Origin of the sequence: Halobacteriovorax sp. (genome assembly GCF_048381875.1) — a bacterium.
Taxonomy (GTDB): domain Bacteria; phylum Bdellovibrionota; class Bacteriovoracia; order Bacteriovoracales; family Bacteriovoracaceae; genus Halobacteriovorax_A; species Halobacteriovorax_A vibrionivorans.
On record NZ_JBLXBP010000001.1, the window covers coordinates 781,267 to 802,433 of the forward strand.

The following is a 21,167-nucleotide window of genomic DNA, read 5'->3' on the forward strand; positions in this document are numbered from 1 at the left end:
AATGTCTAACTATGAATGGGAAGAGCACAAAAGAAGGCTTGAAGAGAACTCTGAAAGAAGTGCAAATGCAGCTGAAGAACAAGCGAAGGCAGCAAAAGAATACGCTGAGGCCACAAAGAAGCGACTAATAATAGAACAAAAGCAAGAATTAGCGGCAAGAGAAAGTGCGCACGCTGCAAAGCTAGCAGCAGAGTCTTCGCAAAGGGCCGAAGCTCACCAAAGAGATGCAGCAAGAGACGCGGCCAGAGTAAGAGAGATCGCAGAGCAAGAAGAGAGTCGAAAAGAGGCCGAAAGATATTATAGCAACTTTATCTTTGAAGTTAACGAAACCTTAAAAGCCGAAGAAAGTACAAGAAAAGAAAAAGTAATAGATATCTATAATTTTCGTGAATCTTTAAAAAAAGGCTATGGTCATGAAACTTTCATTTCGCAAGATAAAATGAACTTCTACAGTGAGGTAAAGTCAAAGGTAAACGAAACTTTTAAAAAATTACTTCAAGATTTAAATATTAAAGAGAATGATTTTACTCTACAGGTATTAGCAAATCCTGAAGGTATGGCACTGGAGCTGCAGTTGTACAAGTTTGGCTTTATAAATAATCAACTTGCTAAGGAAATAAGGGAACATAATGTAAACCCAGATGAGTTCATAAAACTTCAAGAATCGATAGTGAATAACGATGAGATAAAATCATTTAAGGATATCAACAAAGAAAATATCAATTACTTAAAAACGAAGAGGCTTAAAACATACGAACAAAAAAGTAAAGAAATTGATAGTTTTCCAATAGAAAAAAAACTTCTAACAGACGAATGGCAACAGAAGCTCCATGAAGCAAAACAGAATGACATAAGGGCACAAGGAACTTCGAATACACTTAATCTTATGATAATAATTTCTGTAATTATTCCTTTTGCAGCTGTTATCTATTTTAATTATTCATACACTACTTACCTAGAAGGACCTGGTGGATTAAATTATGAGTTTAATGCACTCGATACAATTGGCAACTTCATCATGTATGGCATTCTTTCTGCAATTGGACTTTTCTTTGTTTTTACATTCAATGAATCTAGTATCGGTGATAGTAAAAGTTTGGAAATCGAACGCTTAATATCAGAGGCCAACAAACTTCCAACAAAAGATGATCAACTAAAAAAAGAAGAGCTTCTGTACAAGAAAGATATTAGCGAGCTCGATCGACTACTAGATATAGCAAAGAAAACAACCCCCGTGATACAGTCCTTCAACAAGATGCTTCAAGAAGAAGCAGCAAAGAAGAGCACTATCATGCCTACCATCAGTTTCGATTATAAGAAATACTTCCCCAAAGAGTTTTATATAGATTCGAATATTGAACAAACATTTAAAAAATTTAATTCTGAACATATGGTGGATCGTCACATTATAGAATGTTTAAGAAAGAACGACATCACTGACTGTATACAATGCTTAATCCTTGATAAGGACTTATTATTAAACTGCAGTGACAATATTGAACAAATAAGAAAAATTCTTTCTCAATTAGAGAATGCTATTTTAGATTATTCAAAAGTAGATTGGAGTAAATAATGAATATAAAAGAGATTAGATCATTTGATACTAAAAAGTTTAAGAAAAGTTTAAGGTATAAGCAACATAGGTTTTTGATATCACTTATTACTTTACTCACACCATCACTCTTAGTTTTTGCTTTCTATTCATATCCAAAAATGAAGGAGTTTAATAATAAAGCAGAGTCTAAAATTGAACAAAGAAAGCAATCAAACAAAAAGCACTGATTGTTGTATAATAAATACACTCGCGGCAGGCCCCTGAACCTGCCGCGATTCCAATAGCTTACTGACAAGAAAAACATACATACTAACACAATCCTAACTTTTCATAATAGACATTACTTGTTAGAAAACAAATAAATATTTATTAGGGAGATAATTATGAAATTATGAATTGCAATTATTATGACTGCATCTGTATTTGCAAATACTTATGTACTAACAGATTCACTATCATCAAGAACTGATCGCTCATACCAACCACTAGTGGATTTAACAGTTGAAAACCTAACTCTTATAAATGCAGATCTGTTTGAAAGAAAGGCCGTTGTTACTGCTGTTATCAATGGAGAAAAAAGAGAATTAGTTGCAAAAATTAACGAGCGCCTTTATACAGACTCTAAAGCTAAATACCTACTAGATGGAGAGCTAGATGGAGTAGTTCTTTCAAGTGGTTATTGTGATGAATACGAAGCATTTTCATACCAATACAAAATGGTTATTTCACAAGACAAAGAAACAAGAGCACAAGAGCTTAAGTTAACAAAACTTTCTCTCTACCACAGCTACTCTTGGGATCAGTGTCACGACAGAACGCTAGTTTTAGAGTTTCCTTACTCACAAAAATAATTCCCATAAAGAAAGCGGCCCAAAGTGGCCGTTTTTTTTTGCAACGGACGAAGTCCTAGCCTAAATGCGATGGACGAAGTCCTAGCATTTGCGAAGGGCGTAGCCCGAGCAACGGCGAAGCCGTAAAAAACTTAATCTAAAATTGAATTGAAGTAACTGATTCGTTAAAGCTTGCTGTGGATGCTAGCGTAAGACAAGGGAAGGCGTAGTTTGCTACGCCGGTCCGCTCTCGGCTCCTGCCTTCGCGGACATACCGTCCATCGTAGACATAACCGAAGTCAGGCGCAGCAGACGTCTTGCTCAATTCGACAACTTACCCATTGCTCCAGAGACAACAAAGCCGGGCTTGAACCCGGCTTGTTGAAATAGATTTTTAGCTAAAGACTGGGGAGCTAGCGCCGCAAACAATAGCCCGCCTTTGGGCGGCCAATTTTGCGGAGCGCTTAAAAAAAGCCACCGCCCCATTTTCCGCCTTTCTTGCGTTTCTTTTTCGGCTTCCCACCAAGTCCAGGCATATTCGGCATTCCACCCATCCCTGGCATACCAGGCATCCCCGGCATCGCTCCACCTTTCATCATCTTTGATAGTCCCCCCATCATCTGCTCCATTTGCTTAAATTTAGCAATGAAGTCACGAACCTGAGCTTCAGTATTTCCTGAACCTTTTGCAATTCGCTTGATGTGTGAGTCTTTCATGATCTTATAATTGTCGCGCTCTTTCTTTGTCATCGAGTTGATGATAACGCGCATTCTCTTCATTTCATTTTCAGCAGGAGTGAGATCCCCTACTTGCTTAAGCATGCCACCCATACCTGGGATCATTTTCATAATAGATGCCATAGAGCCTAAGTTCTTCATCATATCCATTTGCTTCATGAAATCATTTACAGAAAACTTCCCTTTCTCTAAACGCTTCATCATGCCTTCAGCATCATCTTTATCAATAGCAGCTTCAGCTTTTTCAACTAGCGTTAGAACATCACCCATATCAAGGATTCGTCCCGCAAGACGATCCGGGTGAAAGAGTTCAAGGTCTTTCATCTTCTCACCAGTTGAGATGAATTTAATTGGAACTCCTGTTACGTGCTTAATTGAAAGCGCGGCACCACCACGAGCATCAGAGTCCATTTTTGAAAGAACAACACCAGTAAGCCCTACAGCTTCATGGAAGCTCTTTGCAACATTTACTGCTTCTTGCCCAGTCATGGCATCTGCAACCATTAGAACTTCTGGATTTAGCCCTTCAAGTCCTTGGCGAACTTCTTTAATTTGTCCCATCAGTTCTTCATCAACATGAAGACGTCCGGCCGTATCGATAATAACGATTTCTTTACCGTGCTCTTTTGCGTATGCCATGGCATCAGCTGCGATATCCTTAGGGTGTTTTGAAAGGTCTGAATCAAACCAATCCATATTCATTGATTTTGCAAGAGTAATTAGCTGATCTTTGGCAGCAGGTCTAAATGTATCGGCAGGAACAAGAAGAACGTTCTTCTTTTCTTTCTTTGATAGGAAAAGTGAAAGCTTCCCAGAAAAAGTTGTTTTACCTTGACCGTTTAAACCAACGACTAAAATAGGAGTGATTCCACCTTCTACATAATTAAGCTCAGTGTTCTTATCACCCATTGTCTTTGCAAGTTCGTCGTGAACGATCTTAACAAATTGTTCCTCTGGATTAACACCTTTGATAACTTTCTCACCAAGAGCTTCTTCTTTAACGTTATTAATGAAGTTCTTTACGACTTTAAAATTAACATCTGCTTCTAAAAGAGCTGTCTTAACAAGCTTTAATGTTTCTTCAATATTACTTTCAGAGATCTTTCCCTTACCTGAAATATTCTTAAACGCTTCTGAAAACTTATCACTTAAATTATCAAACATTCTAATTCCCTATTTATTTATATTATTCAAAATTATTTCTAAACATTCACTTGGATGAGTTGCCCAATAATCGGCAGTGTGCTCACCAAATCCATCTTTTGTAATCCCACTCTCCCAAAGAGCACCGATGGACTTTACACCAAAGCTCTTGGCTCCTTGTGTATCTGAGAAACTATCACCTATTAGCATAATCTTATCTTTAGGTGCGTCTTCAAGCATTTCGATAAGTCCCTGTGGATGAGGTTTAGGAGTTGTATCATCTAGACAACGAAGCTCCAAGAAGTGCTGCAACACATCCTGATCATCTAAAATTCTAAGAGTCGACCTACGATCACGTGCCGTCCATACGTAGAGCTGAAACTCTTGATTTAGTAGATCCAAGATTAGCTTCTTCATTCCTGCAAACAACTTATAATCATTACTTTGCTTAGAAGTAACTTCTTTCCAAGTACTCATAAGCTTATTTCTTTGAATTTCACTTCCCACTGGGTCGAGTCCAAATTGATTTGCAGTATATACCATATCAGGACCATACTTTTTACGGGCCTCTTCAATACTTACGTCACGCTGAAGAATAATACTCATAACTTCCGCGACAGCACTAATGACGGCCTCTTTTGATGAAACGAGAGTCCCATCACAATCAAACACAATATATCCTCTTGGATTTTCAAAAAACATCAGTAATTATTTCCAAATTATCGAAAAATGTTGACCTAATTCTAGCTACTTGCTAAATAATCGCATGGCCAATAATCGCACTTTTTCACCATCTCTTCAAGCTAAGATTGACACCTTGATGTCACGACGCCCAAAAGTCAAACTTGGGGATATTTCTTTTGATTCACCACTTCTACTTGCTCCAATGAGTAGTATTTGTACCGCTCCATATCGTTTATTGATGGAAGAGCTGGGTGCAGGTGGAACAGTTAGTGAGCTCGTTTCATGTCACGGCATCAATTATAAGAATGAAAAGACTGTTAAGATGCTAGAAATCCATCCAAGAGAGAAGAATATCGGTCTTCAACTCTTTGGTGAAGACGGCACGGCCATGGCAGAAGCGGCCAAAGTCGCACAAGAGCGCGAGCCAAAGTTCATCGATATTAACATGGGGTGTCCAGTTAGAAAGGTTGTTTCTAAAGGCGGTGGCTCTGCCCTTATGAAAGATACTTCTAAACTTGGTAAGTACTTCAATCAAATGAAGTCGGCCATTGAGGTTCCTCTAACAATTAAAATTAGAACTGGTTGGGATGATGATTCTATCAACGCCCAAGAAGTTATTCATATCGCAAAAGAAGAAGGTGTCGAATTTGTTGCTATTCATGGGCGAACGCGTACTCAGGCATATAAGGGCCTTGCAAATTGGGATCTACTAGAAAGTATTGCCCAGACTTCTCCGCTACCAATTATTGGCAACGGAGATCTTCACTCTTGGCAAATGACACAAAAGAGACTTATGGCAACTCGCTGTCAGGCCCTAATGCTTGGTCGAGGGCCTCTTAGAAATCCATTCATCTTTTTAGAAAGTTTTCTAAAAGAAGACGACGATATTCAATTTACTCCTAGTGACTACTTGGAGGTTATTGAAAGATTCCGCGATTATCTTGAAGAGTACACGGATCGTGAAAGAACTGTTCTGATAACTCTTAGAAAGAATATCGTATGGATGGCCGCTGGTTTTCCAAATGTAACTCACTTTAGAAATGCAATGTTTCAGACGCCAGATATTGAAGAAACAATGAACGTAACTCGAGAATATTTCGATGCCATTAAAGATGGCCACAAGAAGATCGACCATAATCAAGTCTTCATGGCCGGCGGTCACGGCTAAGTCTCTAATTTCTCTAGGCTTACTAAAGTTTTCTTATGTTTATAACGATAAGTCTCTTTGAGGGAGAATAGTTTAAACTTAAACTTTAGAAATCAGATGAGAAAACCATTTAAAGAATTCATTCGAGCTTTAATTATTGGAACATCACTTAGTTCCCTCTCTCTCAATGTATTTGCTGAATACTGTAGTGAACTGGAAATGGAAATTAAGTCGGTTCACGACAAGCAAAATGGAATGAAGGCAGATGAAAACAAGCCAAACTCTCCAACCTTGGCAGATTTAAAAGGGGCTCGAGACGCTCAAATGGCCCAAGTCATTGCGCTAAGATCACTTAAGAACATTCGCGATGAATATCTTAAATTCAAAGAAGAATCTCAAAGCCTTGATGTGGCCGAGTTATTTGATGACAATACCCTAGAAGCCTTATTTGCTCTTGAGGAGCATACACAGGCCGTAACAAAGTATGCAGTTATCCATTCAACAGTAGCAGCACTTGCAAAAAAGCAAGCCGACAGTATTGCTCAAAACTCAACGGAAGATAATCCTTTTGTAAAAATCTTCAACCATATTAAAAATGGTGACGGTAAGAACCTCTACTCCTATATGCGCTCAGCTTGTGATGATGCTAGTGAGGACGTAAAACAGGAATGTTCAGTCTTTAATGACTTTACTGAAAACTTCAAACTTGGTGATGGCCACGAAGAGATGGCCAAGAATACCATTAATAATTATGGTCAGATTTTGAAGAAGATTTATGCTGGTGTGGCAACACAAGAAGATGCAACATCTTTCTTTAAAGAGCATTTAAATGCACTTAAGACCGATCAATACAATGTTTCATTAGACAAGGCAGAAGATGGAAGTCCATCTCTATCCATCAGTAAGCCAAATAATACACTTTCACTGCTTAGTGAGAGCGATGAACTAAAGAACTATTATCAAAATACAATTGTAAAACTCTATGACTTAAATAAAGAGCATAATTCAGACAAGAATATATTTAGTTCTCCTGAAAGTAGTTTTGCTACTCAGTTTTTTACAAACTCAATTGAAGACCAATCATTCAATGACATTTCTTCCGCTTTAAATGAATTAAAAAAGTGTAAAGGTAAACTCGTAGATTGTGACGAGTCTATTGATACAGGAAAACTTGCAAGAGCTATTAACTCAGCAAACGAAAGTATAGGAAGTGGCAATAGTGTTTCAAACGTCACAATTTTTGCTAATGGTAGACGACAAGAAACGAAGAATAAGCTTCACGATATCCTAAAAAAGGGACTAGCAGAAACTGAAGCCTATAATAAAACAACAGGTACTAAAACTGACTTTAACGGTGAAGTTGCTAGTAAACTAAGTCAGCTTTGTCCGCAAAGCGTTTCTACGACAGATAGACTTATCTCTAATAATGAAATTTCAGATAAGGTATTTAAATGCCTTCAAGACGAACTTGACGACTCCTCTCTTGATGAGCTGATTAGTAAACAAGAAGAAGAATTAGCAAAGGCAGAAAAGGCCATTAGTGATTTATTTATAAGCCAACCAATGAAGGACCTGGAGATTATAAAATCAATTCTTACGAGAAGTTATAAGAATATATGTGAAGATCCACAGATTCATGAATTCCGTTGTGTACCACCTCTTCAAGGGGTTAATGAGAGTATTAAGACCTTGTCTATTATTGGTGACAATTTAGAAGAAGAGCTTATTGTTGAAGATTATTCTCGATATTATTATGGAGCTAAAGATACAAATGACTACCAAACTTCTAATCGTTACTTAGAAAAGTATTGTCCACAATCAGATAAAATCAATTGTAATGGAAATGAAGTTAGAAATGGTGATGTAACCGATCCTGATGAATTTCCGAAAGCTTGCCAATATTTACAAGTAAGAAGCTGTAACCAACAAAGCTTATCACTTTCAAAAGATAGCTTTAAACTTGATGATAATGAATATGTTGACTGGGATCCAATTTCAGAACGTTCTGTCGTTAGACGCCATCAACAGAGCTTTTGGCCTGGAGTTGCAATGTATGCAGCTGAACAATCTTATAAATTTATGGGACCAATGATTGCTACCCAACAATTAAGAGCACAACTACCGAGTGCTATATACACTGGAATGTATCAGGAACAACAAATAGCCTATCGAGAACAATACTATGACTGGTATATGGAAAAACTAGATCTAAGTGATGCCAATATGTTCGGATTTTGGGGTGGACCTTTTTACTCAAATAACTCCGTTGGACAGATCGATTTCGGCTATGGCTGGTAAACCACACAAATAATTGTCGACTGAAAAACTCACACTTTTAGCTGACCTACTCACCTAACCAGTAATTCTAAGCACTTAACCTATCATTAGGTATTTCTTACCTTTCTTTTAATATCAATAAGTTATTATAAAGTTACCGGCGTAAAAGGGCGAAAAGTTAAGAGATAGGAAAGTGAAAATTAATGAAATTACGTGCACCTTTACTAACATTCCTTGCCGCAATCTTGCTACTAACCTCTTGTATGCAAGCGGCCAATAATCGACTCTCTGTCGATGGTGAAGATTCAGAACAAGAATCAACGAATAATATTATCGAAAATCCAACTGATGCCTCATGGTATGCAAAGAATCAATATATCCAAGGTCCAATTACCATTAACTCAACAGACACTGAATCAATTTATCTGGTCGGTGGTGTTGTTAATAATTCAATTGTATCTTCAGAAAAAGTAAATTCAGCTTTTTGTCTTGTTGCTGATTTCGATGGTGCCGGGGAAGTTGTTTCAGGAAGTGTTGTAAAAAAACCCCAAGTTCGCCTAAAGGCAATTCCTATTAAATCTAGTAAATCACAAGAAGTAAGTATGCGAATCGAAATTGCAAATGCAATTGATAGTCAAGCCTTCTGTGGAGACGGAATTATTGGATATACAGGTTCAACAACTCATACCACATATCTAAATAATAAAATCTCAGGTACTTTAGCAGCTTATAGCTTAAATGATGTATGTCCTACATGTAACTCTAGCTTCCCTGCTCTTAACCTAAGATTTCATGAATCAGTGTACGGTACAGTAAATAGTGTACCTACTCTTGGCTCAATTGGTATTGATAACTTAAACCTAAATATTGATGTTAAAAACACAACCACTAATCCAGATACAAATAGCTGTACAAACTCTTCGTGCCAGCTACAAGGGTATAACTGCTGTCTTAACGGCCAATGTGTTAACGACGGTGCAACAAGACCTAATATTGATGAAGACAGTCTTGAATACCAAACAGCCTTAAATGAAATGTTAGAAAATCCAAATGCATTTAAGAGCTACCCTAACCTTTTCTATGTGTGTCCAATCAACACTGATCCAAGTGAAGATGATGAGACTGACACGGAAGATGAGCTAGATAATGCAAATCAACAGCTACAAGCAGATATAAAAGACTATAAGTGTTTATTAGGAGAAACAGCTGAGTGTTCACCAGATCTCGACTCTGTAAGAGTGAAGATATGGGAAAAGTGTGGATGTCCACATGAGCCAACTTATGCTGGTGGAGAGCTGCAACTAGATGCCCGCTGTATTGATTACGGCTTAAAGGCCGACAAGGATGCTAATGGCAATATCCTAAATATCACTTGTGATATTCCAGTAAATGAAAATGACGATGCTCCATTTCAAAACTTATCAGTTTTAGTATCGGCCAAAAGTGCACCTCACCGCTTCTTCTCTTTAGCGGGAGTGCCTTACGATAATTTATCAGAAGTTCCTGAAGGGACAAATCAGGAAGGAGATTATTTCTTCTATCTTGATGATGCAAATAAAGCAGGTCCAATTGAAACAACTTATTCAATGAATGCAGTCCTTGGCCCGATGACTCTTGATCTCCAACAAGCTCAACCAGCTAAGGTTGTTGAAGTTGATGTTGACCAAGTTTATATCATTTCGGCTACAAGTGGATATTCAACTCCATGCCCATACTGTCAACAAGATGCTTGGCAAAAAGTTTTAAGTTCTCATCCTGAGTCTTCTAAAGGATATGGATTAACATGGCGTGGTTACACGACAGATCGTACAGCTATTGGAAGCAATACAACATTTGGTAATTATGAAGACACTATTTTTGGAAGGGCCTGCTGGGTTCCACCAACGATGCTTGCAAGCTCACATATTAGCTACTCAAATGCTGGAGTTCAAAGAAGAAACCGCCTTACGACTCAAGCAGCGATGTATGTTAATGGTTACCAAAGAGATTGGTATGGCTTTAATCAAGGAGCTCTAATTGGTTCTTTTGATGGTGTTTCTTGGTTTGCAGTCGGTGCAGGAAGACGAGTAAGATCGACAACAAATAAACTCTTCTTAGCAATCAACGCACCATTTGCTGACCTTACTCAAAACAGTAATTTTACAGTCTCAGTTGTAGAAGACCTTGGTGGTCAAACAGCAGCTGATCATGACTACGACTTTTCTCTAGACCCAGATAGCGCTGCTCAAAACTTTGGAGCGAGTTGCCAGTATATGCATTCTTGTAACACTGATAGCGATTGTGTTGCAAAGCTAGGATGGGAATATGCATGTGGACAAATCACAGACGTAAAAACAAATTGGCCTAAATTTGATATTGATGCCTTTGAAAAAAATGACTACAGTCGAGAGGCCATTTCACTTTCAGCAATACTTGCAGGAAATATTAGTGGCGGACAAAATAACCGCTGTCTTTACCGCGGAGCAGGTTCTCCTTGTAAGCTTAATCCAAATGAAAATGTGAAGAAGACAAGTCAGTCAAAGCTACTAACTTGTGCTCCTAACTTCTATTGTGCGGCCCTTGATTCAGCAAGTTTTTCAAAAGAACTTATTCGCTCCCCTAATGAGCCAACTTCGATTCTATTTGGACAAGCTGCAAGCATTCTTGGAAGACCGATATCTTATACAAATCGAGCTGACGAGTTACCACAAGAAGTACAAAATGCAATTGCACAAAACTTATCAATTTACGCTGCAACTGGAAGCTACGAGCCTTCAGAAGTTGGGCTTTGTATCCCAGGAAGATCAGCTGATACAGGAAATACAGGTGTTGAAGCATTTGAGCTAAGACACGAAAAACAAGATAACGATAATAGAACAGACTATATTTCTCAAATCGCTGCCTGTGATGAGACAGCATACCAAACAGGCAAAGTTAGAAGCTGTCCAGTATTTGATGAAAATGGTAACTATCTTAATGATGAGACACCAATAAGAAACCCTCTCGCGGTTAGACAAAATATGTGTAGTGCATCCTCTATTGACCCTGTGACAACTGAGTCAACATTCAAGTCAATAGAAGCTGGAAACTTAAGCTACGTATTAAATGTACAAAGTGAAACCCTTGCTGCTAACGCCTGTTTAAGACGTGCAGGAGCAATTTGTCATACTGACTTAGATTGTGGCCCTAACCGTTTACATGCAGATGTCGCCAGAGGACTATCCCCTTCAAGCTTTGGTGGTACGATGGCCGAGCAGAAGTTCTGGGAAGAAGAGCTAGTTTGTGGACAAAGCCAAGAAGAGCCACTTCTTAATACGATTCTTGGAGCAAATTATTATAATTATGACATGTCTAAGAATCGATGCTGTCGTGAAGTAAGTAAGACTTTTACAATGTATACTGCAGTTGGCGCACGCTCAGACCTACCTGGTTACAACGTCGATAACGTGGCCTTAAACCCACTTAGAGATTCAATTTCAGATAATGATAAGACCGGACGCTACTCAAGATACTTAGCAGCTGAGTCATACTCGACAAATCCATCCATTCCATCTTTTGGCCTACCTTCAGCAAATGATACAAAAGTTATCAATGAAACAGGTCGTGCAAATTGTTGTGGTGGTGGATTTATAAGAAAGTTTGAAGATGGGACAAATAATTGGACAGTTGGTAATCGCCTAAATATTTCACCATCTAAGTTAGCTTGTCTAAACTACTCAATGAGATCATGGGAAAAAGGATTTGATCCAACTAATCAAAATAATTGGCTAATGGAATACTCATATATGAGCTCACTTGGAGGCTATAGAACTTACCCAGACTCTCCAACGAACCTTTTTGACTGGCTACGTCCTGGAGACCCTGTAGGTGCCGTACAAGCAAATATTCAAAATGACTCAGAAACACCACAAGCTCCAACTGAAATACCGGCAACAGGCCTATCTGGACGAATAAGCCTAAGCCCTGTCGATGCCGAAGGACAAATTAGTCTAGCAGCAAAAACAGTTTATGGTATGTATGAGCAATTAGGTGTTAGTGACACTTACAATGCTCCTTACCCTCCTGTTATTTTAAAGCCGTCAGGATTTAATAATCCTCAAGCTCCACTTGTTAGTGCTCCAAGTAGTGATAATGGATTTGCACCAGACAACCTTTATCTAGCAATTTATATTCCAGACTATGTGGATATAACTTCTATTCGCAATGTCCTACTCCACTATACAGACGATACTGATGCTGCTGACTTTTCAGATATTAACTTTAGTAGCGATATGCTACGAGGGCCACCTTCTGCAATAGCTCCAGCACCAGAAAACTATGGAGATGAAGTAACGTGTTCTTCAGTGAGTACTGCAGCAAACGATCTTCTCTTTACTGATAGTAATGATATCGACTCTGATGGAAATACTGGAGAGCCTAGTTACTGTATTATTCAGGACAACTTTAACTACTTATTCTTCTATGTAGGAAATCAGGCCACGCTAAATGGTTTCCAAAAAGGTTGGTTCTCTTTTGAATACGATTTAAAAGATGAGATCTTTGGTACGATTCCAGGAAACCAAGCTTATTACGAAGATATCTTTGAGAAATACGAACTTCTTGGCGTTCCTCAAGTTGCTTACGAAGCAATTCGTTGTAACGATGAAAAAGCTAATCCGGCAGATGGGACATCAAATGTTGGTCGCTTGATTGAAGGTGTATATAATGATGCTGGACCAGATCCATTTACAGCAGATGCTATTCCAGGTACTCCAGCTGGTGTTGAATCTAAGGTTTATTATAAGACAGATGGCTCAACGATTTCACTACCACAGATTTTCTCTGCGGATGAATTCAAGTGCTGTTCTAAATTAGGTTCAAATGTAACCGATCCTAGTAATATGTGCTGTTCAGGTTTTGGAGTATTAAATAGTGACAATACTTACGAGTGTCGTCTCCCTAGTGGAACAGACCTAAACTTATACCTAAACCTCTTTATTTCGTCAGAAGGTATAGTGACTGATGATGAGAATATGTCCCTTACTCCAGACGAAACACATTATAACCTTGAAACTGGTTATCCAGATCACTCAAGTGAGACTGTAAGATCAAAGATTCAACAAATTGGTGAAAGATTCTGTCAATTAGGTACTGTGAGCAATGGTTCTGCTTTTGATAACTTCTACCCTCAACCAGCAGCTGGGTACTTTACAGAAGACACTCAACTAACAAGCTATAATACAATTGTAGACTCGATGGATGATCTAACGGCCACGTCAGCAAACTACACTGAATTCATTTCTGGTAAGCGCTGGAATCGCCACTTCTACTGTGATTAAATTTCACACACTGTTCAATATTTAGACGGCCTTCTTAGCAATTAAAACAAATTTTCAATGCCTTAGGTTTTATCCTTTTTGGCATAGCAATTGCTTTATTAATAGTATCTTAACTTACACAAAACAAGAGGCTATTATGAAGAAGCAAAACATCTCAACTATGATTAAAATTGCTATCCTAACGGGACTAATTCCACTGTCATCGTATGCAAGCATTTGTACAATCGTTGAAAGAAAGTTCGATCGCAAGGACTTTGAAAAGATCAGCGACTTCGATGAAGAATATCGTCAAAGATACGAAAAATACAAAGAGCGTTGTGATCTTGGTAAGTACAAGGTTGCTGAAGAAGCTTATCAAAGAGAATTAAAGAAAGATAATCAAGAAAAGAAAGAGCATCAGGATTTCATTAAAGATCGTGAATCAATTGAAATCTCAAAAGAAGATCTTAGAGACTTCTATGACAACTCTCCTATTATTGCTTACCGTGCTTCACTTAAGTATAGAGCATACAATGGAGACAAGGATATTTACTTACAAAAGATGTCTGATGCAAATGCAATCTGTCAGAATATGCTAAGTGATAAGAACGCAAAGGCCAAAACTGCACTGGTAGAAATTGCTGAAAAAGACCATATGGGACAAGTTGAAACTCCTGTTGCTGTTCAAGAGCAGCTAGAGTCAAGATTTGATAGTAATGCAGCAACGGCAGCTTTCACAATTGGCCAAAAGAAATGGTATAATAGTGGTGATAATGTTGAAGCTGGAACAGTAACAAACGAATTTGAAACATCAAGAAAAGAAAGAATTGAATTCAATGCAGATCTAGAAATTAGACAAGCTTCAGGTCTTCCATCAACATTTGTTGGAGATATTAGAGCTCTTGAATTCTCTAAGATTGAATGTGTTAGTAATCCAGTTAATAAGCAAGATAAACTTGATGATATTGATACAAAAACAACATTACAAACGAAAGTTAACTCTGCTGAAATCGACAGTGATGAAGATGAGCAAAAAGTTATCGTAAAGTTTGATGAGCAAGAAAGACAAAACTTTCTTAAACAAAAAGGAAGTCGTGACAGCGATGATTCAAATAACACAAGAATCAGCGATATAAGAAGAGGTCAGACTACTGAAAAATATGAAATACAATCCCAAATTGATTTCCTCCTAGACGGCAATAACCGTGGGATGAATCAATAACCCCCCCCTTAAAAAGGCCTGCAAATGCAGGCTTTTTTTTTTGACCCCAACTCCATTGCCAAGTACAATTTAATTATGAAATTGGCCCATCTATTCAAATATAGCTTCGCCTGTATAATTGCGACTCTAAGTATTGCAATGACACAGCAGCAAAATACTCAATCATCTGTTCAAGTAATTGAAGAAGTAAACTTTAAGCCACATATGGTTGAACATCTTATAAAAGGCTGTCCTGAGAACTCTAAATGTTCAAAAGAGACAGGTAAGACCTCAGAGAAATTCAAAGAAGTCTTTACAAATGGAAGTTTGAAAGAAAAGAAAAGTTTTGTGAAGGAATTTGGACTCCCCTTCACTTTCTGGACCACAACAGTCGCACAAGATAGTGTCATCACCTACCAATCACGTTGTATACATCATAAGACTGAAAAAGATAAATTTGGAAAAGTCTTAGTAGAGCGCCAAGAAATATATGAAGGGATTCGCTTTACAAAAAATATTAACGAAATCACTTCATTTCATGGGGTGATACTAAATCAAATGATTAAAGAAGGAAGTGATAAAACTTACTTTATTCCTCGATCAACAATTCCATTTTTTACAAATGGAGACGACCTTTTCTTTAGACAAGAGTTTCGTGAAGTTGATTATGCGATGAAACTTTCACCAAATAAGAGCTCAACGGCCACGTATATATCTTTAGCAACAAAGAAGTTTCCAAATAAAGAAATATTAAATACGAATTGCTCAAAGGAACTTGTGGATAAGTTTAAAAAGATCAATAAGAGTGGAATATATCAATCAGCTTATTGTAAAATGATCTATGATACAAAAGAGAAAAAGTATCATCGCTATATCTTCGGCTGGAGCTGTTAATTGAAACAAATTGAAATTTGTATTTATAATCTTGAGAACTTCTTTATTAGGGATGCTTTCGATAACCCTCCAAATATAAACTACTTCAAATCAAAACTAAACTTAAATCAATTAAAACAAGTTTTTACTGAAATAGATGCCGATATCTATGCCTTAACAGAAGTTGGCCAAGTTGAAAGCCTAGTCTACTTTAACGAAGTTTATCTTAACGAAAGTTATGAAATATTCCATCAACAAGGCAATAGTGATCGCGGAATTGAAAATGCTTTCTTAGTAAGAAAAGGCCTTGAATTTGAATTTGAACATCTAAGCCATACAAATAAAGAAATCGACTTTCAACTTCACGATGAAGATGACAATGACTACTTTCTAAGTAGAGACTTCTCCCACTTGCGTGTAAATAGAAAAAATGGAGAGCATTTACTTAGCCTCTTTAATGTACATCTAAAGTCACAAAGAGATGATGATACTGGCCATGACTTTAGGTCAGTAAGAAGGCGCCAAGCAGAACTGGAATTATTATTAAAAGTCTATAAAGAAGAGAAGAAGCAATATCCTAGTACTCCAATCCTTTTATGTGGTGACTTTAATGGTAATGCTTCAAATGAAAATACAGATGAAGAATTTAAAGTCATTTATAAAGAGACTGATCTTAAAGATGTACTTTCTATGCGTCAGCTTCCCCTACAATACCGAACAACGTTTTATCAATTTGTAGGACAAGCCGCACACCAACTTCAATTAGATTATATCTTCATGGAAGAGTCATTTGGTCATCGTTTAATGGATGCTGCTGTCTATCAATATAAGAATTCAACAGGTCGTCTTATTGGCCCTCCTCGTAGAAGAGGTGATATTTGGAATAATCCATCTGACCATTACCCTGTCTATGCCATCATAAAAATTCAAGACTAATTAATATTCAATCACTTAGGCGTTGCGCAAAGCATTATTTTATGCGATGCAATTGCAAAGACGCATAAGATCAATTATTTATTTTCTCATGCATAAATACACACAACACTTTATAAAAGCTTTAATTTCATTAATTCTCGTAAGTAGTACGTATGCTTCTACAGTCGTGGCCATCAGCGATAACCAAATAGATATTGGCCATGAAAAACTACGTGCCCACCTCTATCGTAACTTTTCTGAATATCAAAACGGATATGACACCGATCGAAATGGAAAAGTTGATGATCTTAATGGGTGGAACTTTATTCATGATACTAATAAAGTATTCGACCCTTCACTCATTGGTACTTTTGATCCAAATGTATACAAGTACTATGAAGTTAGACGTCGAAAAACATTAAAGATTGCAACAGATGAAGAACTTGAATGGTATAAAGAGATAAGAAAAGATGATGACTTCATGGATCATCGAAGTGACTTCTCTTCATATACACATGGCTCTCATGTCACTTGTCTTGCGATGAATACAAAAAAGCTTCCGTATGAAATGAAAAGCTGGGACCTTAAGTTCATGCCTATACGCTATCTTGGTGACGATGAAGTCGGGCTATTTAAAAAGAAAGAGTTTACACCGAGTAAATATTCAAGAAGCTATTATAAAATTCAAAATATTAAGAATTACCTAAACTATTATCAGTCTTGGATGATCAAGAAGTTTGAAGAGACAGTTAAATACTCAGCAAATAAGTCGAAGATTTATCATGCCTCATGGGGCCAAAGCTGGGAGCCTGCATACGATATGGTAAACGAGCTCTTTCAAGACGAGTTTGATATAAGTGAGAAAGAAGCTGATAAGAAGTACAAGTCAACAATCACGAAATTTCGTAACGACTATATGAAGGGCCTTATGAAAAAAGGTCAAAGAGTCGTAGAAAGCTATTCAAATATTTTATTCGTCTTCTCTGCTGGAAATAAGAAAGATAATACAGATGAAATGCTTCACTACCCTTCATCAATTATCGCTGATAATGTTATCTCCGTAGGAGCAATTGACGAAGACAATGAAGATAAAGCTTATTTTTCTAATTTTGGGAAAACAACTGTTTCTCTCTTTGCACCAGGTGTGGCCATATACTCATGCTCACCAGGAGATCGCTACATTCCAATTAATGGTACGTCACAGGCAGCTCCTCACGTTACCAATATCGCGGCCAAAATTTTCGCAATGGCCGACTACTATGCTAAGCCCATTTCGCCAGCGCATGTAAAAGACATACTATTATCATCGGCCACTAAGAAAGCTAAATTAAGTAATCTTTGTGTAAGTGGTGGAACTTTAAATGAATCGGCCGCAATAATGACGGCAAGACGATTCTTAAGATGGTGATAGGTTCACTCTAGAACACATCTATTTTTTCTAAATATAAGCCTCTTTCTGTCGATAAGAGATAATAAGAGGTGACTAAAATGAAAAAAATTGGAACACTATTTCTATTATCGACAACACTTATTAGCTGTGCTGGATCACAACATTACGGTAACGGGCTTGGTGACCAATTTGCACAGTTTACAGACCGATCAGAAAGCGAAGTAAACCCTACTCCGACTTATAAAGTTCGTAAGTTTGAAAAGAAAAAAAGAGGTCCTGCAAGTGCAGACTCACAAACCTCTAAAGATATTTCAAAGCTAGATAATAAGAAAGTCTATTTCTTATCTTTATATGAGCAATATTTAACTTTCTCACAAATATACCCTAGTTTTAAAAAAGAGATTAAAACATGTGCTTCCTTTCATCAGGAGTTCATTAATTATAATGATCGACCGAAAATGTGGGAATATACCTTGAAAGAAGAAATTACAAACGATATTGAAAATGTTGTGTGGCATCTTCCATACGAAGGAAAAAGAGCAACAAAGAAAACTCTACCTCTGGCGATGAGAGATCATATGGATCGAACACACAAAGAACTTGAGCAACTTTGTTATAATGGATTCTCAGATAATTACTATACTTTTGCTAATTACATTACACTAGCTAAAGATAAGAAAGTATCAGCACAAACTCTAAAAGGTGCTAATTCACTAGTTAAGATGAGCGTAGTATTTAATAAACTACTTATTGAAAATCTAGCACATAAAGAAAAAGCAGATAAGGGAAGAGGCCTTGCATCTAAAACAGAAGATATCGAATACACTGATATTTCTCTTAAGCGCATGCAAGCACTTTGGTTTTAGCTTTAGCTTTATTAACCTAATTTAAGCGTTTCCCCACTATTAAAAGATAGCATTAGGGCCTTATGATTATTTCATGAGAGCTTTAATAATAATCATTCCCCTACTACTTTTAAGTTGTAACCAAAAACCTTCACAGCAACGACTGTCTGAGATTACTCGTGACTTTTATGAAATACCAAATTTTTTTAAAATTCAAATAACAGCATTAGAAGTAATGAGTGAAGTTGTTGATCAAGACTATAGTTGTTTTGAATATAAAGTTGATATCAATCTTAAAGCTAAAGAAGATCTACTGACTTTAAGACCGGTTAGACCATTTGGTAATTACCGAATTAGAACAACAAATGGTGAAAAGTTTATCCCCATAACAAATACAAAAGAAAAAGTCGAAAAGGAGATGAAATACCACGAGAGTCAAATTCATAAAGTATCCATGATAAAAAAATGTATTCAAATGAGAGGAAAAAAATGTGTTCGTTATCGAAGAGTAAGGGCCTCTCGTGCACATAAAGAAAAGATTATTGGACGAAAGATAGCTTCAACTAAAAAGTTATTTCCTTTTGCAATTAATAAGGATCAAAACACTGTCGTTAAAGAGCTTCCACTAGTCGTTTGTCAAAACGAATTAACGCAGAAATGGGAATAATTACTTTGAAAGAAGTAAGTATATATCTCTTACATTTGCTCTAACAACAGAAATTGAAGTCATCATATCAGAATAATAGATATGTTTTCGACCATCTTCATTGTGATGAACTTTAGCGAAGTCCTCTCTTTCAGTCATCAGATGCTTCTTGAGCTCTCTTGTATCATGAATAACTCGTTCAACATCTTCTTCAGAGGCAATATGCCCTTCATAAAGGCTTAAGCTTTCTGCAAAAAGATTTTGAACTTCCTTATAAAAGTTTAATAAGCGCTCAGACTCATCGGCCGATAGTTGCCAATTTTCATAGTACTTCGTAAGCATTGTCGTTAACTTATCTAGACTATCAGCTAACTGCTCAAGATCAGAAGCAATCTGCATTAACTTAATAGCATTGCGACTCTCTTCCTCTTCAACTCCGCTAGAGATGACCTTAGAGATGAATTCATTGATTTCAACTTGAATATTGTCGATTATCTTTTCGTAATCTTTAATCTTTGCAAGTGCCCTAGCACCTTTAGTTGGACTTTCTACGTACTCATAACATTTATCAAACATTCGAGAAACAATATCCATGAGCTTCCCAATTTCTAGCTCTACTAGGACATAGGCCATTGTTGAAGATATGTGACGACGATCACCTAGAAATTTGAGCTTTGGACGATCCTTGAACTTAGCATCAGGATATAGGCCTTTAACCATTTCTGAAATAATGTTTTTAAAAAAGAAATAATTAAGAATAGCTAAAATGTTTACAAAGAAGAATCCCAGAACAACAAGGTTAAGTGGATCTAAATCAGTTTGAACATTATGATCAATTAATACAATTAATAGAAAAGAAGCTGCTGTAGCGACTGAATAATGAATTAACGGGCCAAGGCTTAGTCTTATGGCCAAAGGTCTTGCATTTCGTCTTGCTGTATCAAAGTTAATGACAAACGAACAAAGTGAAGACGCTGTAAGCATTGCAAAGCAAAAACTAGTTGGAAAAAGGTTACTAATTAAAAGAACCACTACAATTGCCAAAGTCATTGTCTGACTTCTTAAGATAACAGCAATAATACTTCCAACAGTGAGTCCTATTAGCATATTTGTAAAAAGTGAGTAATCGATAAATAAGACGATAAAGTTTTGAATATACTTCCACGTTACAAGGTTTACAAAACTCTCGTGCATAACTGCAACGCCTAAGAATAGGAAAGCAAGACCAAATAAGAGCTTACATAACTTTCTAATATAGAGATTGCGGGAAATTAAACCTAAGATTAAAGCGAAGGCCATCAGATTCAAGGCCGTCTCTTGAGATGAGAAAACAAGAATAATGAATATTGCAATTGAGCCCAGGGATGAGCCTAAAAACATAGGCAACACCCTCTTTTGCTTTATAAGGTTAGCATTAACTAGACCAATGGTAACAAGATTTGCCATAGTTGGGGAAAATGCTAAAAGACTTAGTCTTGCTCCATTCCAAAAGTTAACTACAAAGTTTTTACCATCAATATCAGAGACGATATGTTTAATACTTTGTGAGCCTAAACTTTGAATTCCAGCTGAAATAATTCTTTGGCCATAATAGAAAATTGCGAGACCTGAGATAAAAAATAAGATGTGTTGCAAATAGTACATAATA

General features: G+C 37.0%; 15 protein-coding genes. 12 read left to right on the forward strand and 3 right to left on the reverse strand.

From position 1 onward, the window contains the following. Position 1: 1 nt before the first annotated feature. The 3 genes from ACN5L8_RS03645 to ACN5L8_RS03655 all read left to right on the forward strand — a co-directional run bounded on the left by ACN5L8_RS03645 (position 2) and on the right by ACN5L8_RS03655 (position 2,406). Positions 2-1,573, forward strand: coding sequence for a hypothetical protein (locus ACN5L8_RS03645; protein WP_419172332.1), 1,572 nt, complete (start codon positions 2-4; stop codon positions 1,571-1,573). Then, positions 1,573-1,782, forward strand: a complete 210-nt coding sequence (locus ACN5L8_RS03650; RefSeq protein WP_419172333.1) for a hypothetical protein — start codon at positions 1,573-1,575, stop codon at positions 1,780-1,782. The genes ACN5L8_RS03645 and ACN5L8_RS03650 overlap by 1 nt, the downstream gene beginning before the upstream one ends. Positions 1,783-1,962: 180 nt before the next feature. Further along, complete coding sequence (locus tag ACN5L8_RS03655; protein WP_419172334.1) at positions 1,963-2,406, forward strand: hypothetical protein; 444 nt, start codon at positions 1,963-1,965, stop codon at positions 2,404-2,406. A gap of 443 nt (positions 2,407-2,849) precedes the next feature. Here ACN5L8_RS03655 and ffh read toward each other — a convergent pair whose 3' ends face one another. Together ffh and ACN5L8_RS03665 are read right to left on the reverse strand one after the other, a co-directional pair. Then, the gene (gene ffh, locus ACN5L8_RS03660) at positions 2,850-4,286 is read right to left on the reverse strand and encodes a signal recognition particle protein (protein WP_419172335.1); all 1,437 of its coding nucleotides are present in this window, start codon (positions 4,284-4,286) and stop codon (positions 2,850-2,852) included. A gap of 9 nt (positions 4,287-4,295) precedes the next feature. Beyond that, on the reverse strand, positions 4,296-4,937 hold the full coding sequence (locus ACN5L8_RS03665) for an HAD family hydrolase (RefSeq protein ID WP_158536917.1): 642 nt from the start codon (positions 4,935-4,937) through the stop codon (positions 4,296-4,298). Between the two features lie 94 nt (positions 4,938-5,031). On the opposite strand from ACN5L8_RS03665, the gene ACN5L8_RS03670 reads away from it, so the two are divergent. From ACN5L8_RS03670 to ACN5L8_RS03710, 9 genes are all read left to right on the forward strand, one after another. Next, complete coding sequence (locus tag ACN5L8_RS03670) at positions 5,032-6,117, forward strand: tRNA dihydrouridine synthase (RefSeq protein WP_120405067.1); 1,086 nt, start codon at positions 5,032-5,034, stop codon at positions 6,115-6,117. 96 nt (positions 6,118-6,213) lie between these two features. After that, positions 6,214-8,394, forward strand: a complete 2,181-nt coding sequence (locus tag ACN5L8_RS03675; RefSeq protein ID WP_419172336.1) for a hypothetical protein — start codon at positions 6,214-6,216, stop codon at positions 8,392-8,394. A 182-nt stretch (positions 8,395-8,576) separates the two neighbouring features. Beyond that, positions 8,577-13,670: a hypothetical protein gene (locus ACN5L8_RS03680; RefSeq protein WP_419172337.1), complete on the forward strand. Its 5,094-nt coding sequence runs from the start codon at positions 8,577-8,579 to the stop codon at positions 13,668-13,670. A gap of 136 nt (positions 13,671-13,806) precedes the next feature. Beyond that, a complete protein-coding gene (locus ACN5L8_RS03685) occupies positions 13,807-14,871 on the forward strand; it encodes a hypothetical protein (RefSeq protein WP_419172338.1) in 1,065 nt (354 codons plus the stop codon). Between the two features lie 75 nt (positions 14,872-14,946). Then, a complete protein-coding gene (locus ACN5L8_RS03690; RefSeq protein WP_419172339.1) occupies positions 14,947-15,744 on the forward strand; it encodes a hypothetical protein in 798 nt (265 codons plus the stop codon). After that, entirely contained in the window at positions 15,745-16,659 is a 915-nt protein-coding gene (locus ACN5L8_RS03695; protein WP_419172340.1) for an endonuclease/exonuclease/phosphatase family protein, read from the forward strand. It abuts the gene before it with no gap. Positions 16,660-16,747: 88 nt separating this feature from the next. Next, on the forward strand, positions 16,748-18,046 hold the full coding sequence (locus tag ACN5L8_RS03700) for a S8 family serine peptidase (RefSeq protein ID WP_419172341.1): 1,299 nt from the start codon (positions 16,748-16,750) through the stop codon (positions 18,044-18,046). An 80-nt stretch (positions 18,047-18,126) separates the two neighbouring features. After that, positions 18,127-18,894 carry a hypothetical protein gene (locus ACN5L8_RS03705; RefSeq protein ID WP_419172342.1) on the forward strand — a complete coding sequence of 256 codons (768 nt, stop codon included), beginning with the start codon at positions 18,127-18,129 and terminating at the stop codon, positions 18,892-18,894. A gap of 73 nt (positions 18,895-18,967) precedes the next feature. Then, a complete protein-coding gene (locus ACN5L8_RS03710; RefSeq protein ID WP_419172343.1) occupies positions 18,968-19,540 on the forward strand; it encodes a hypothetical protein in 573 nt (190 codons plus the stop codon). Here ACN5L8_RS03710 and ACN5L8_RS03715 read toward each other — a convergent pair whose 3' ends face one another. Next, positions 19,541-21,154: a PhoU domain-containing protein gene (locus ACN5L8_RS03715; protein ID WP_419172344.1), complete on the reverse strand. Its 1,614-nt coding sequence runs from the start codon at positions 21,152-21,154 to the stop codon at positions 19,541-19,543. Positions 21,155-21,167: the final 13 nt, after the last annotated feature.